This is a genomic window from Pseudomonas sp. P5_152 (assembly GCF_033989915.1).
GTDB lineage: Bacteria > Pseudomonadota > Gammaproteobacteria > Pseudomonadales > Pseudomonadaceae > Aquipseudomonas.
Window position 1 is genome coordinate 4,256,523 of record NZ_JASFAH010000002.1, and the last position, 14,097, is coordinate 4,270,619.

13 protein-coding genes are annotated in these 14,097 nt (G+C 60.7%); 9 read left to right on the forward strand and 4 right to left on the reverse strand.

Annotation, left to right across the window (positions count from 1 at the left end):
* The first annotated feature begins 2 nt into the window (after positions 1-2).
* From QMK50_RS19145 to QMK50_RS19180, 8 genes are all read left to right on the forward strand, one after another.
* Entirely contained in the window at positions 3-1,004 is a 1,002-nt protein-coding gene (locus QMK50_RS19145) for a response regulator (RefSeq protein ID WP_095166707.1), read from the forward strand.
* Positions 1,005-1,111: 107 nt separating this feature from the next.
* Positions 1,112-2,207 (forward strand): peptide chain release factor 2 gene (prfB, locus tag QMK50_RS19150; RefSeq protein WP_143501160.1). Its coding sequence is split into 2 segments (ribosomal slippage): positions 1,112-1,183 and positions 1,185-2,207, totalling 1,095 coding nucleotides; the frame shifts between segments, so codons are not numbered across the junction.
* A gap of 115 nt (positions 2,208-2,322) precedes the next feature.
* On the forward strand, positions 2,323-3,825 hold the full coding sequence (lysS, locus tag QMK50_RS19155) for a lysine--tRNA ligase (protein ID WP_095166709.1): 1,503 nt from the start codon (positions 2,323-2,325) through the stop codon (positions 3,823-3,825).
* A 97-nt stretch (positions 3,826-3,922) separates the two neighbouring features.
* Entirely contained in the window at positions 3,923-4,639 is a 717-nt protein-coding gene (locus tag QMK50_RS19160) for a TetR family transcriptional regulator (protein WP_320333736.1), read from the forward strand.
* 53 nt (positions 4,640-4,692) lie between these two features.
* Positions 4,693-5,253 (forward strand): hypothetical protein, encoded by a 561-nt coding sequence (locus tag QMK50_RS19165; protein ID WP_095166713.1) that lies wholly within the window; start codon positions 4,693-4,695, stop codon positions 5,251-5,253.
* A 26-nt stretch (positions 5,254-5,279) separates the two neighbouring features.
* Positions 5,280-6,557 carry a flavohemoglobin expression-modulating QEGLA motif protein gene (locus QMK50_RS19170; RefSeq protein WP_095166715.1) on the forward strand — a complete coding sequence of 426 codons (1,278 nt, stop codon included), beginning with the start codon at positions 5,280-5,282 and terminating at the stop codon, positions 6,555-6,557.
* Positions 6,558-6,602: 45 nt separating this feature from the next.
* Positions 6,603-7,517, forward strand: a complete 915-nt coding sequence (locus tag QMK50_RS19175) for an alpha/beta hydrolase (protein ID WP_095166729.1) — start codon at positions 6,603-6,605, stop codon at positions 7,515-7,517.
* Positions 7,514-7,843, forward strand: a complete 330-nt coding sequence (locus QMK50_RS19180; protein WP_095166731.1) for a hypothetical protein — start codon at positions 7,514-7,516, stop codon at positions 7,841-7,843. The genes QMK50_RS19175 and QMK50_RS19180 overlap by 4 nt, the downstream gene beginning before the upstream one ends.
* Before the next feature lie 89 nt (positions 7,844-7,932).
* Here the strand turns inward: QMK50_RS19180 and QMK50_RS19185 are convergent, their stop codons facing one another.
* The 4 genes from QMK50_RS19185 to QMK50_RS19200 form a co-directional block, all read right to left on the reverse strand.
* Positions 7,933-9,117 carry a transposase gene (locus tag QMK50_RS19185; protein ID WP_320333737.1) on the reverse strand — a complete coding sequence of 395 codons (1,185 nt, stop codon included), beginning with the start codon at positions 9,115-9,117 and terminating at the stop codon, positions 7,933-7,935.
* A gap of 174 nt (positions 9,118-9,291) precedes the next feature.
* The gene (locus QMK50_RS19190; protein ID WP_159994001.1) at positions 9,292-10,080 is read right to left on the reverse strand and encodes an OmpA family protein; all 789 of its coding nucleotides are present in this window, start codon (positions 10,078-10,080) and stop codon (positions 9,292-9,294) included.
* A 54-nt stretch (positions 10,081-10,134) separates the two neighbouring features.
* Positions 10,135-10,548, reverse strand: coding sequence for a DUF4398 domain-containing protein (locus tag QMK50_RS19195; RefSeq protein WP_095166735.1), 414 nt, complete (start codon positions 10,546-10,548; stop codon positions 10,135-10,137).
* A 285-nt stretch (positions 10,549-10,833) separates the two neighbouring features.
* Positions 10,834-11,178 (reverse strand): pilin assembly protein, encoded by a 345-nt coding sequence (locus tag QMK50_RS19200; protein ID WP_095166736.1) that lies wholly within the window; start codon positions 11,176-11,178, stop codon positions 10,834-10,836.
* Positions 11,179-11,393: 215 nt separating this feature from the next.
* On the opposite strand from QMK50_RS19200, the gene ppc reads away from it, so the two are divergent.
* Positions 11,394-14,024, forward strand: coding sequence for a phosphoenolpyruvate carboxylase (gene ppc, locus QMK50_RS19205; protein WP_095166738.1), 2,631 nt, complete (start codon positions 11,394-11,396; stop codon positions 14,022-14,024).
* The last annotated feature ends 73 nt before the right edge of the window (positions 14,025-14,097 follow it).

The following is a 14,097-nucleotide window of genomic DNA, read 5'->3' on the forward strand; positions in this document are numbered from 1 at the left end:
CCATGGATGAGTTACAGCTCGACGATTTCAAGAACGATGAAAATGCCGCGATGGTGCTGCTGGTCGACGACCAGGCGATGATCGGCGAAGCCGTGCGGCGGGGTCTGGCGAACGAAGACAACATCGACTTCCATTTCTGCGCCGACCCGCACCAGGCCATCGCCCAGGCCATTCGCATCAAGCCGACGGTGATCCTGCAGGACCTGGTGATGCCTGGCCTGGACGGCCTGACGCTGGTGCGCGACTACCGCAACCACCCGGCGACCAAGGACATCCCGATCATTGTGCTGTCGACCAAGGAAGATCCCTTGATCAAGAGCGCGGCGTTTGCCGCCGGGGCCAACGATTACCTGGTGAAACTGCCGGACAATATCGAGCTGGTGGCGCGCATTCGCTATCACTCGCGCTCCTACACCACGCTGATCCAGCGCGATGCAGCCTATCGGGCATTGCGGGTCAGCCAGCAGCAGTTGCTCGACACCAACCTGGTGCTGCAACGGTTGATGAACTCCGACGGCCTGACCGGCCTGTCGAACCGCCGGCACTTCGACGAGTACCTGGAGCTGGAATGGCGGCGCTCGTTGCGTGACCAGACCCAATTGTCGCTGTTGATGATCGATGTCGACTACTTCAAGTCCTATAACGACAGCTTCGGTCATCTTGAGGGCGATGAAGCCCTGCGCAAGGTGGCGACCGCGATCCGCGATGCCAGTAGCCGGCCCTCGGACCTGCCCGCGCGTTATGGCGGTGAAGAGTTCGCCCTGGTGCTGCCCAACACCTCGCCGGGTGGCGCACGACTGGTGGCGGAAAAACTCCGCCAGACCGTCGCCGCCCTGAAGATTCCACACATCGCCCCGGCCGAAGGCGCGAGCCTGACCATCAGCATCGGCCTGTCGACCATCACCCCACAGCAGGGCAGCGACTGCCGGCAATTGATTTTGGCGGCAGACAAGGGCTTGTACCTGGCCAAGCACAATGGGCGCAATCAGGTGGGGATCGAGTAAAAAACAGCCGTTTTGGTGGCTCAATAGCCGCCAGGCGGGCTGCCGTGGCGGCCTGATTACGTTATACTCGCCGGCTTTCAAAAGTTCGCCAACGAGTGCTGCCCGCCATGGAAATCAACCCGATCCTTAACAGTATCAAGGACCTGTCCGAGCGCTCCGAAACTATTCGGGGGTATCTTTGACTACGATCAAAAGCATGAGCGTCTGACCGAAGTCAATCGCGAGCTTGAAGATCCGGCTGTCTGGAACAACCCTGAGTACGCTCAGAACCTGGGTCGCGAGCGTTCGCTGCTGGCCCAGATCGTAGAAACCCTCGATGAGATGTCCAGCGGTCTGGCTGATGCCAAGGACCTGCTGTTGATGTCTGCCGAGGAAGAAGACCAAGCTGCCGTCGACGACGTTGCAGCCGAAGTCGAACGCCTGCGCGAGGCCCTCGAGAAGCTCGAGTTCCGCCGCATGTTCAGCGGTGAGATGGACGCCAACAACGCCTACCTGGACATCCAGGCCGGTTCTGGCGGCACCGAGGCCCAGGACTGGGCCAACATCCTGCTGCGCATGTACCTGCGCTGGGCGGATAAACGCGGTTTCGACGCGACCATCATGGAACTGTCGGCCGGTGAAGTCGCCGGGATCAAGGGCGCCACCGTGCACATCAAGGGCGAATACGCCTTTGGCTGGTTGCGTACCGAAATTGGCGTGCACCGCCTGGTGCGCAAGAGCCCGTACGACTCCGGTAACCGTCGCCATACCTCGTTCTCGGCCGTGTTCGTGTCGCCGGAAATCGATGACAACATCGAAATCGACATCAACCCGTCGGACCTGCGTATCGACACCTACCGCTCCTCGGGTGCCGGTGGTCAGCACGTTAACACCACCGACTCGGCCGTACGTATCACCCACGTACCGTCCAACACCGTGGTCAGCTGCCAGAACGAACGCTCCCAGCACGCCAACAAAGACACCGCGATGAAAATGTTGCGGGCGCGCTTGTACGAGCAGGAAGTGCAGAAACGCAACGCCGCTTCGCAGGCCCTGGAAGACACCAAGTCGGACATCGGCTGGGGTCACCAGATCCGCTCGTATGTGCTCGATGCCTCGCGGATCAAGGATCTGCGCACTAACATCGAACGCAGCGACTGCGACAAGGTGCTCGACGGCGACATCGACGAATACCTGGTGGCCAGCCTGAAGCAAGGCTTGTAAGACATGCAACACGGGATCGCCTGACTCACCGCGATCCTCTGTAGGAGCCGGCTTGCCGGCGATCCCCAGGCCGCTGGCCTGGGGGCAACGAACCCGTGATGGAATTTTTGAAGACATGAGCGACCTAGAACTCGACCCGCAAGCCCTGCAACAGGAAGAAAACACCCTGATCGCCCTGCGCAAGGAAAAGCTTGCTGCCGAGCGCGCCAAGGGCAACGCCTTCCCGAACGACTTCCGCCGTGACAACTACTGCGATGCCCTGCAGAAGCAGTACGCGGACAAGACCAAGGAAGAGCTCGCAGAGGCTGCAATCCCGGTCAAGGTTGCCGGTCGCATCATGCTCAACCGTGGCTCGTTCATGGTGATCCAGGACATGTCCGGGCGCATCCAGGTCTACGTCAACCGCAAGACCCTGTCCGAAGAAACCCTGGCCGCGGTGAAAACCTGGGACCTGGGCGACATCATTGCAGCCGAAGGCACCCTGGCCCGTTCCGGCAAGGGCGACCTGTACGTGGAAATGACCAGCGTGCGCCTGCTGACCAAGTCGCTGCGCCCATTGCCAGACAAACACCACGGCCTGACCGACACCGAACAGCGTTATCGCCAGCGCTACGTCGACCTGATCGTCAATGACGAAGTGCGCCAGACGTTCCGCGTGCGTTCGCAAGTCATTGCCCATATCCGTAGCTTCCTGATGCAGCGCGACTTCCTTGAAGTCGAGACGCCGATGCTGCAAACCATCCCTGGTGGTGCTGCGGCCAAGCCGTTCGAAACGCACCACAATGCCCTGGACATGGAAATGTTCCTGCGCATCGCGCCTGAGCTGTACCTCAAGCGCCTGGTTGTCGGTGGCTTCGAGAAAGTCTTCGAGATCAACCGCAACTTCCGTAACGAGGGCGTTTCGACTCGTCACAACCCTGAATTCACCATGTTGGAGTTCTACCAGGCGTACGCCGACTACGAAGACAACATGGACCTGACCGAAGAACTGTTCCGCGAGTTGGCACAGCTGGTCCTGGGCAGCACCGACGTGCCGTACGGCGACAAAGTGTTCCACTTCGGCGAGCCGTTCGTGCGCCTGTCGGTATTCGACTCGATCCTCAAGTACAACCCTGAGCTGACCGCCGACGACCTGACCGACATCGACAAGGCACGTGCCATCGCCAAGAAAGCCGGGGCCAAGGTGCTGGGCTTCGAAGGTCTGGGCAAGCTGCAAGTGATGATTTTCGAAGAGCTGGTCGAGCACAAGCTGGAGCAGCCGCACTTCATTACCCAGTACCCGTTCGAAGTGTCGCCGCTGGCTCGTCGCAACGATGACAACCCGAACGTCACCGACCGCTTCGAGCTGTTCATCGGTGGTCGCGAAATCGCCAACGCCTACTCCGAGCTGAACGACGCGGAAGACCAGGCCGAGCGTTTCATGGCCCAGGTGGCCGACAAGGACGCCGGTGACGACGAAGCCATGCACTACGACGCCGACTTCGTACGTGCGCTGGAATACGGTATGCCGCCGACGGCGGGTGAGGGCATCGGTATCGATCGCCTGGTGATGTTGTTGACCAACTCACCGTCGATCCGCGATGTGATCCTGTTCCCGCACATGCGACCGCAAGCGTAAATGCCGCAGTGAAAAAGCCGCCTATATCAGGCGGCTTTTTATTGCCTGTATGGAACAAACGTATCAACTTGTTGCTTCCAACTGCGAGGTAAGACCGGTGAATCGTGCAAATGCTCAAGAAGGAGCAGCGGGGGTCGCTACGGCGGTCGCTGAAAGTGTTCAGTACCAGGGCCGCAAGGCCAGCCGACAGGGCAGTGAACAGCGTCGACAGGACATCCTCGACGCCGCGATGCGCATTGTCGTGCGCGACGGTGTGCGGGCGGTGCGGCACCGCGCCGTAGCCGCCGAGGCCAGCGTGCCATTGTCGGCGACCACCTACTATTTCAAGGACATCGATGACCTGCTCACCGATACCTTTGCCCAGTACGTGGAGCGTAGCGCGGCCTACATGGCCAAGCTGTGGGCCAATCATGAAGGGCTGCTGCACGAGATGGTCGACAGCGGGGATGGCAGCCCCGAGTCGCGTTCGCGGCTGGCCGACGACATCGCCCGGTTTACCGCCGACTATGTGCACCGGCAACTGCTCAACCGCCGCGAGCACCTGATGGCGGAACAGGCGTTCCGCCAGGAGGCCTTGCTCAACCCGCGCCTGGCGTTGCTGGTGCGTTCCCATCAGCAGATTCTCCTGCAGGGTACCTGCCAGCTATTCCAGGTGCTGGGCTCGCCGGAACCGCAACAGGATGCCAAAGTGTTGACGGCGATAATCGGACGGATGGAATATCAAGGCCTGCTCAACGAGGCGCAGCCGCTGGCGGAGGATGAAATGCTCGGAATCCTCACGCGGTATATGCACTTGGTGCTGGCCTCGGTGTAACCCTCGGGGGAGGGCAGATTGCGCTGTCGGTGTGTGCTGACTAGGAGTCTTGAATGAAGTACTGGCGTGTCGTGGTGATCACCCTGTCGTTCCTGCTGCTCAGCGGCTGCCTGGTGTCATTCAAGCAGGCCATGCCGGGCAGCGAGGCTGCGCCGGCGGGGTTGCTCGGTAAATGGACCAGCAAGAATGCCTGGGGTGAAGCACAGAACCTGGACCTGACCCGTGTCGGCCCGGACCGCTACCAGGCGGTCAGCTACTTCAAGGCCAAGCCCAAGGAGCGCGAGGCCTATCCGTTCACGGTGGCGCGCCACGGCAATCGCTGGTACCTCTCGGCCAAGGTGCCGGCCCAGTACGGCGGCAACTTCACTATCGCCGGGTTTGAACTGAACGATAAACAGGAACTGGTGATCTACAACCTCGATCTCGAGCAGATCCGCCAGGCGCTTGGGCAACAACTCAAGGGTGAGCCGTTCAGCACCGACGATGGTGACGGCGTACTGATCAACAGCAGCATGGACCAGGTGTTCGCCTACCTCGACGATCCGGCCAATTCCGACGTGTTCGTCGAGGCCGCGCGGTATCAACGACCGCACACCACTCAATCAGCGCAGTAGGCAACGGTTAACCAAGGGAGCAACCGGTGGACGATTACCAGCAGACGATACGCACCTTGTCTGATCGCATAGTGCTGGCACAAACGCCGATCCGGGTCCTTGATGCGGTGAAGTGGGACGACAGCATCCGCAAGGGGTTTCTCAAAGCCAAGGGCAAGGAAATGCCGGCGGTGGACCGGGACTATTACCTCAATCGGCCACTGGCTTTCGATTCGAGCAAAGTCAAGCTGGAGTTCCAGAACATCGAGCGCGACATCACTCGCCAGCTCGGCCAGTTCAACCCGGTCGGGCAGATCATGCGGCGCATGTGCAAGGAGTACCGCATGGTGGTGCGGATGCTCGAGGCCCGTGGCACCGAGGACTTCGGGCTGATTTCCCAGGAGCTGTATGGCGCGGCCTCCGATGCGTTCCATGCCGGTGACCCGACCCTGGCCGATCTGGGCCTGATGATGTCCGACTACTTGAACAACATCGATGGCCGCGGCGACCTCAAGGACGAGCCGAAGATCCTCACCGCCAAAGAGGCGGTACACCTGCTGCAGACCCGCTTGAACAAGGTGTTCGGCGAGGCCGAGGAAACCATCCGGGTGTTCGAGTCAGACGGGATCGTCGCCGACGCGGCGGCTGGCGCCGACTACATCAAGATCCGCACCGATGCGATGTTCAACGAGCGTGACGTGCGAGCGCTGGAGGTGCATGAGGGTCTGGTGCACGTTGGCACCACGCTCAACGGGCTGAACCAGCCAATCTGCACCTTCCTGTCCAAGGGCCCGCCGTCTTCGACCGTGACTCAGGAAGGCCTGGCGATCCTGATGGAGATCATCACCTTCGCCTCCTACCCGAGCCGCCTGCGCAAGCTGACCAACCGAACCCGGGCGATCCATATGGTCGAGGAGGGCGCGGACTTCCTGCAGATTTTCGAGTTCTTCCGTGAGCAGGGCTTCGAAATGGCCGAGAGTTATGGCAATGCCAGCCGGGTATTCCGTGGATCGGTGCCAAACGGCCTGCCATTTACCAAAGACTTGTCCTATCTCAAGGGCTTTATCATGGTTTACAACTACATTCAGTTGGCCGTGCGCAAAGGCAAGCTTGAGCAGATCCCGTTGCTGTTTTGCGGCAAGACCACCCTGGAAGACATGCGAACCCTGCGCCAGTTGGTGGATGAAGGCCTGGTGGAGCCGCCCAAGTACCTGCCCGCGCAGTTCCGTGACATGAACGCGCTGTCGGCCTGGATGTGCTTCTCCAACTTCCTCAACCACCTGAGCCTGGACCGGATCGAAGCGGACTACTCGAATATTCTGTAACCCCGGGGTGGTACCACCCTGAACCCATCGCGAGGCTTCAAACGGATGAGAATCCTCGGCATCCTGTGCCTGTTCCTGACCCTCAATGGCTGCAGCTCACTGCTGTTCTATCCTGAGCCCGGCCTGCCGTTCACCCCGGATAAAGCCGGGCTGCAGTACCGCGACGTAAGCCTGACCACGGCCGACGGGGTCAAGCTGCATGCCTGGTGGCTGCCGGCAAAAGAGGGTGTCGCGGTCAAGGGCACAGTCCTGCATCTGCACGGCAACGGCGGCAACCTGGCGGCACACCTGGGGGGCAGTTGGTGGTTGCCCAAGCAGGGTTATCAAGTGCTGCTGCTGGACTATCGCGGGTATGGCCTGTCGGCAGGCGAGCCAGGTTTGCCGCAGGTCTATCAAGATATCGATGCGGCCTTCAAATGGCTGGACCAGGCGCCGCAGGTACAGGGCACGCCGCTGATTGTGCTCGGCCAGAGCCTGGGCGGCGCCATGGCGCTGCACTACCTGGCCGAACACCCGCAGCGCCAGGTACAACTCAAGGCGTTGGTGCTCGACGGCGTGCCGGCCAGTTACCGCGAAGTGGGCCAGTTTGCCCTCAGTACTTCCTGGCTGACCTGGCCGTTCCAGGTGCCGCTGTCGTGGCTGGTGCCGGACGCTGACAGCGCAATCCGCGCCATGCCCCAAGTCAACGCTGTACCGAAATTGATCTACCACAGCATCGACGATCCCATCGTGCCTCTTTCCAACGGCATCCGACTGTATCAAGCTGCGCCCCCGCCAAAGGTGCTGCAATTGACCCGCGGTGGCCATGTGCAGACATTCGCCGACCCGGTCTGGCGAACCGTCATGCTGCGCTATCTGGACGATCCGCAGCACTTCAATGGTGTGCGCCGCCTGGGAGAGATCCCCAATTACCCGGCCCCCAGCCATTCACCCGATCAACCGCAAGAGAGCCCGCAATGAGTGAAGAACGTAACGCCATCCCGCTGATCATCACCGGTATCTGCAGCATCCTGGGCACGGTCGCTGCCCTGTGGTGGTACGGCTACCTGCACTTTGCCAAGCCGGAAGACGCCTTGCTGCTCAACGAGTTCACCATGCTCAAGACCGTGCCGGGCGAAGACTACAAAGTCTCCCTGGAGCCGGCAGCCCAGGTCGCGCAGTGCATCGACGGCGTGCTGGTATTGTTCGACACCGAACAGAAAGGCCTGACCGGCGTGCTGATCAACGCCAAGAAAAAGGCCGTGCGCTGCATGGGCGAGGAAACCCCGCAGCAGCTCGAACCGTAACGCGATCCTTTGATATCAAACAATAAAAGCCCCATCTGATTGGATCAGATGGGGCTTTTGTATTTAAGGGCGGTGCAGAGATTGATTCGTTACTCCTGATCAGGTTGCATCGTAGGTCTGATACATGAAGGACCTAGTTCAGAGTTGACTCCAACGGCGACCTCCGCATACGTGGGGGTCGTTCGGCACACCCTGACGGTAATACCAGCAGCAGAATCGAAAATGTACCTGCCATTAGCTGCGAGAGCGGGATCTGCGGTCGAAGCGGTTTCTGGAGTGGCGTCCAGCTGAGTGTTGTGCACTGAACCAGCCATGCTCGTATACCTCATCCACACGCCATTGACCCGGTTGTCCGAGGGTGGAAAGTTGTCAAAAGGGGTTGGCTTTCGATATTCAAGGGCTAACTGACTTGGTATGCCAGATCGGTTGATCAAGTAGAGTTGAGGGTCTGTACTCCTAGACACGCCCAGCACGCCAAGCCGGTAATACCCCGAGCGACTGATGACAACAGCTTGTGATGAATCAAGCCAGCCGGAATACCAACGATTATTGGTTGGATAGAGTGTTCCCCCTCCTGATACCGAGTCGCCAGTGTCACCATAGTTGATAGTTGTGCAGTGGGCGGGAGCGTCGATTCTGTCGCCAGCGCTGGGACAGCGCGTGTAGGTTTTTCCATGGGCGTACCCCAGATTGTGGCCGAACTCATGGTTGTATACATGTGAGCTGCCAGCCTGACCATAGATTCCCATGATTCTTCCCGGTCTATAGGCAGATGCACTTCCACCACAATCAATTATGTTAATCAGGTAATCGAAGCCCGCAGGATTTAGGCCTTTGGCCCTTGCTGCTTTATCACCCTCTGAAGTTGCGAGTGAAATAGGCATTGGCGATCCACTTTTGCATAGGTCTGGGCGAGGCCCGGCGGTATGAAAGATCACTGTGCCATCAAGGTTCAACTTTCCTGATGAGGCTGCTTTAACATAATTTTGAAAAGAATTTGGATCATCAGAGAAGGTGTGTTTTTGAATCAAATCGTCCTTCAGGCCATCGCCGTCGCTCCAATGAACCACACTCACCAAGACTTTTTTAACCCCCACAACAGGACGCTGATTGACACCCGGTTTGGGCAACGGAACGTCATTGGGTATGGCGTCCCGCTCGTCATAAACAAACTCACTTTCAGGTGTCTCGTTCGATGGCGGTTTGTCGGGTAAAGTGCAACCTGACAAGGTCGCCGTTGCACATAGCGTTAAAAAAAGTGTCGGTAACCTCATGATTCTGCTCCTTGATACCCATGAACAGGGGGGGAGCGTCAGATATGCTTCACGATGCTATAGCTTCGCTACTGTCAAAACTGACAGTAGCGACGAGTGGTAGCAACACTGCGTGCGTAAAAAAGCCCCGCCTGATCGAATCAGGCGGGGCTTTTGCGTTTCAGTGTAGAGCGCTTAGTTCGCGCTCACTGCCGAACGTGGGATCACCGGTTGGTTGTCGTTGGAAATGGTCACTTCCACCCGACGGTTCATCGCCCGGCCCGAGACGCTGCTGTTCTCGGCCACTGGGTACTCTTTGCCGTAACCCTGGGCAACCACGCGCGCTGGGTCGACGCCCATTTTCACCAGGGCCATGCGCACTGAGTTGGCGCGGCGCTCGGACAGGCTCTGGTTGTAATTGGCAGCGCCGGTGCTGTCGGTGTAGCCCTCGACAATCACCTTGCGGTCCGGATTCTCGGCGAGGAAATGCGCCAGTTTGTTGATGTTCACCAAGCCGCTGGATTTCAGTTCAGCCTTGTTGGTCGCAAACAGCACATCGCCGAAGGTCACCAGGGTGCCGCGATCAGTCTGCTTGGCGTTGAGGCTGTCCTGCAGCTGCTTGATCTGCGAGTCACGGGCATCAAGACGGGCCTGGGCCCGATGCGCCGAAGCATTTTTCAGGTCGGCTTCAGCGGTACGCAGGGCGATGGTCTGCTTGGCGACTTCAACACGTTGGTTGGTCAGGTACGCCAGTTGATCGACCTGTTCAGTCTTCTCGCGCTCCTGGAAGGCTTTGTCGGCCTTGTCCAGGTAGTCACTGGCTTCCTTGGTTTCCAGGGCCGCGACTTTGCTCGCTTGTGGATTGGCCTGCAGGGCCGAGTAGTTGGTCCGGGCCTGTTCCAGGTTGGCATTGGGTGGCGTCGAGCAAGCGGCCAGGGCAACGCTGGCGGCCAGGAGAGCTGGGATCATCAATTGCTTACGCATAGTGGTTCGTCCTTTCTATCGATTCGCGGGTGCACAGGGGCGTGAGGGCAGGGCTTATTGCACGCTGCGCTGGCTTTCCTGGCGCAGTTCCTGAACGCCTTGCTGAGAGTCCTTGAGCGACTGTTCGGCTTTCATCGCCTGGGCTTTGCGTTCGGCGACGCGGGCATCCCACTCAGCCTGTTCGGCCAGCAGTCGAGCCTGGTCGTATTGCTTGTCGTGCATGGCCAGTTCGGCTTGTTTGAGCTTGTCCTGGGCGGCCTTCATCTCCACGGCGGCAAACTCGGTACCGCCGGCGCTGACAGCGCTGTTGACTGCCGATTGGGTGACGGCGTATTGCTCGGTCGGCGGGTTGCCGGCGCATCCGGCCAGGACGAAGCTGCAACCGAGTGCCAGGGCGGCCAACTTGAGACCGCGCGGGAATGTGGACGTGGTTGTGGCGGTGCTGGTTTTCATGGTCTTCAACTCCATTGGATAACTCCTGAAAATCGTCAAATCCATCCTGGTCGTGGAGCCGTGAGAGCGATGAGACGAGGCCTGTGACAGCGGGTTGTGGTACGGCTGTTCCAGTGATGGTTACTGGGTGTGACCCGAGGCTTTTTTTCAAAGTTCAGAAAAGATGGCGTATCGCCCGAAAAAACCTCGAGGACTTTTGCGAGGCTCTAAACCGGGAACTTTTGCCCCGCGCAGGAGTATTCCCGGGCCGGCAATGGCTCAGGAATACGCGGTTTCAGGAGGGTCGAACGGGGGGGGCGCCTAGTGTTTCTGCTTGCCGGCTGCAGCCGAAAGATCATGCAGATGTTGCCGTGACAGGGCGAGGAAACGCGGGGTAGGGCCGACGTCCTCGTAGAGCGGATCGCCCTCTTCGTCGGTGGCGATCACCTGCTGGCCCTTGATGTAGGGAAAACTTGCTTCGAGCTCTTCCAGGGCGGCGCCAATCAGTTCCCCGAGCAACTCTTCGGGGTGGCGCTTGGGGTACATTTCGCTGAGTGCCGCCAGGCGTGCAGCGGCTTCGACGTCCAGGTGAATGCTGTAGCCGGTCTTGGTCAAACGGCCTTTGGCGGTTTCTTCCCAATGCAGGGCCAGTTCACGAATTTTCATAATGACCTCAATAATCACCTGCTCGTGACAGGTTGTGATGAGTCTTCGGCGGTGGCCGGTAGCAAGCCTGGGTACGGCTTACTCATGAGACTAGCCGCAACCGCGAAGGTTTAAAGTCGATTCGTCGCCTGCTTGTAAGAACCGGCTGCGAGCGGCACTCTTGAGCCTCAAGGACTGCGCCTGATAGCTGACCGCCACTCGCTGGAGAACTGCTGATGACCGATATCGATGCACGCTTGCGCGAAGATGTTCACCTCTTGGGTGAGCTGTTGGGCAACACCATCCGCGCACAGTACGGGGATGGTTTTCTCGACAAGATCGAGCAGATTCGCAAGGGTGCCAAGGCTGACCGGCGTGGCTCCATGGATGCCGAACTGAGTGCCAGCCTCAACCAGCTGAGTGAGGACGAACTGCTGCCGGTAGCGCGGGCGTTCAACCAGTTCCTCAACCTGGCGAACATCGCCGAGCAGTACCAGTTGATCCATCGCCGCGAAGAGTCGCAGCCGGCGCCGTTCGAGGCGCGGGTCCTGCCGCAACTGCTGGCCCGGCTGCGGGCCGAGGGTCACAGTGGCGAATCACTGGCGCGGCAATTGGGCCGGCTGGAGATTGAGTTGGTGCTCACCGCGCACCCCACCGAAGTAGCGCGCCGGACCCTGATCCAGAAGTACGACGCAATTGCCGCGCAACTGGCCGCGCAGGACCATCGCGACCTCACCAGCGCCGAGCGCGAGCAGATCCACCAACGCTTGCAGCGCTTGATCGCCGAGGCCTGGCACACCGAAGAAATCCGCCGCACCCGACCCACCCCGGTCGACGAAGCCAAGTGGGGGTTCGCGGTGATCGAACATTCGCTGTGGCAGGCGATTCCCAATTACCTGCGCAAGGCCGACCTGGCCCTGCAGACCGCCACCGGCCTGCGTTTGCCACTGGAAGCCGCGCCGATCCGCTTCGCCTCCTGGATGGGCGGCGACCGCGACGGCAATCCCAATGTGACGGCGGCGGTGACCCGTGAGGTGTTGCTGCTGGCACGCTGGATGGCGGCAGACTTGTACCTGCGTGACGTCGATCAACTGGCAGCCGACCTGTCGATGCAACAGGCCAGCGCGGCGCTGCAGGCCAAGGCCGGCGACAGTGCCGAGCCTTACCGGGCGGTGCTCAAGCAATTGCGCGAACGCCTGCGGGCGACCCGCAACTGGGCCCAGGTCTCGTTGACGGCGAATACCCCGGCCGGGGCCGATGTGCTGCACAACAACCGCGACCTGCTGGACCCGCTGGAGCTGTGCTACCAGTCGCTGCACGAATGTGGCATGGGCGTGATTGCCGATGGCCCGCTGCTCGACTGTGTGCGCCGGGCCGTGACTTTCGGCCTGTTCCTGGTGCGCCTGGACGTACGACAGGACTCCACCCGGCATTGCTCGGCGATGACCGAGATCACCGATTACCTCGGGCTGGGGCGGTATGAAGATTGGGACGAGGAGGCGCGCATCGCGTTCCTCATGACTGAGCTGCACAATCGCCGGCCGCTGCTGCCCAGCCACTTCAAGCCTTCGGCCGACACTGCAGAGGTCCTCGCGACTTGCCGCGAAGTCGCCGCCGCACCGGCGGCTTCGCTGGGCTCCTATGTGATCTCCATGGCCGGTGCCGCCTCCGACGTGCTCGCCGTGCAACTGCTGCTCAAGGAAGCCGGGGTGCTGCGGCCGATGCGCGTGGTGCCGCTGTTCGAAACCCTGGCGGACCTGGACAACGCCGGGCCGGTGATCGAAAAGCTGTTGCTGCTGCCCGGCTATCGCGCGCGTTTGCAAGGCCCCCAGGAAGTGATGATCGGTTACTCCGACTCGGCCAAGGACGCCGGCACCACCGCGGCGGCCTGGGCGCAATACCGGGCGCAGGAGCGGCTGGTGGATATCTGCCGTGAGCAGCAAGTCGAGCTGCTGCTGTTCCATGGTCGCGGTGGGACCGTGGGCCGTGGCGGTGGTCCGGCGCATGCGGCGATTCTGTCGCAGCCGCCGGGTTCGGTGGCTGGGCGTTTCCGTACCACCGAGCAGGGCGAGATGATTCGCTTCAAGTTCGGCTTGCCGGACATCGCCGAGCAGAACCTGAACCTCTATCTGGCCGCTGTGCTGGAGGCGACCTTGCTCCCGCCACCGCCGCCGGAACCCGCGTGGCGGGGCTTGATGGATGAACTGGCCGCCGATGGCGTGAGCGCTTATCGCGCGGTGGTAAGGGAGAATCCGCAGTTCGTCGAATACTTCCGCCAATCCACCCCCGAGCAGGAGCTGGGGCGGTTGCCGCTGGGCAGTCGCCCGGCCAAGCGCCGGGCCGGAGGCATTGAAAGCCTGCGGGCGATCCCGTGGATCTTCGGCTGGACCCAGACCCGCCTGATGCTACCGGCCTGGCTGGGTTGGGAAGCGGCGCTGAGCAAGGCGCTGGCCCGTGGCGAGGGTGAACTGCTGGCGCAGATGCGCGAGCAATGGCCGTTCTTCCGCACCCGGATCGACATGTTGGAAATGGTCCTGGCCAAGGCCGACGCGGACATCGCAAGGTCCTACGACGAGCGTCTGGTGGAGGCCGATTTGCTGCCTTTGGGTGCGCATTTACGCGACCTATTGTCGCAGGCCTGCGCCGTGGTCCTGGGCCTGACTGGCCAGTCGCAGTTGCTTGCCCATAGCCCTGACACCCTGGAATTCATTCGCCTGCGCAACACCTACCTCGATCCGCTGCATCTATTGCAGGCTGAGCTGCTGGCCCGCTCGCGACAGCAGGACGTGGCGCAGGGCAGCCCGGTGGAACAGGCGTTGCTGGTGTCTGTAGCGGGGATTGCCGCCGGTTTGCGCAACACCGGCTAAGGGCCGATGGGCAACCTCGGCAGTCCGTTCTGCCTCGCCAACCGGCAGGTGAGGAGGGCTGCCGGGGCCTGGC

Bases quoted from the DNA above. Each gene is read 5' to 3' on its own strand.
- QMK50_RS19145 (WP_095166707.1), top strand. From the start codon at position 3: ATGGATGAGTTACAGCTCGACGATTTCAAGAACGATGAAAATGCCGCG.
- lysS (WP_095166709.1), top strand. From the start codon at position 2,323: ATGAGCGACCTAGAACTCGACCCGCAAGCCCTGCAACAGGAAGAAAAC.
- QMK50_RS19185 (WP_320333737.1), bottom strand. From the start codon at position 9,117: ATGAGGTTACCGACACTTTTTTTAACGCTATGTGCAACGGCGACCTTG.
- QMK50_RS19165 (WP_095166713.1), top strand. From the start codon at position 4,693: ATGAAGTACTGGCGTGTCGTGGTGATCACCCTGTCGTTCCTGCTGCTC.
- QMK50_RS19195 (WP_095166735.1), bottom strand. From the start codon at position 10,548: ATGGAGTTGAAGACCATGAAAACCAGCACCGCCACAACCACGTCCACA.
- QMK50_RS19175 (WP_095166729.1), top strand. From the start codon at position 6,603: ATGAGAATCCTCGGCATCCTGTGCCTGTTCCTGACCCTCAATGGCTGC.
- QMK50_RS19190 (WP_159994001.1), bottom strand. From the start codon at position 10,080: ATGCGTAAGCAATTGATGATCCCAGCTCTCCTGGCCGCCAGCGTTGCC.
- ppc (WP_095166738.1), top strand. From the start codon at position 11,394: ATGACCGATATCGATGCACGCTTGCGCGAAGATGTTCACCTCTTGGGT.
- QMK50_RS19180 (WP_095166731.1), top strand. From the start codon at position 7,514: ATGAGTGAAGAACGTAACGCCATCCCGCTGATCATCACCGGTATCTGC.
- QMK50_RS19200 (WP_095166736.1), bottom strand. From the start codon at position 11,178: ATGAAAATTCGTGAACTGGCCCTGCATTGGGAAGAAACCGCCAAAGGC.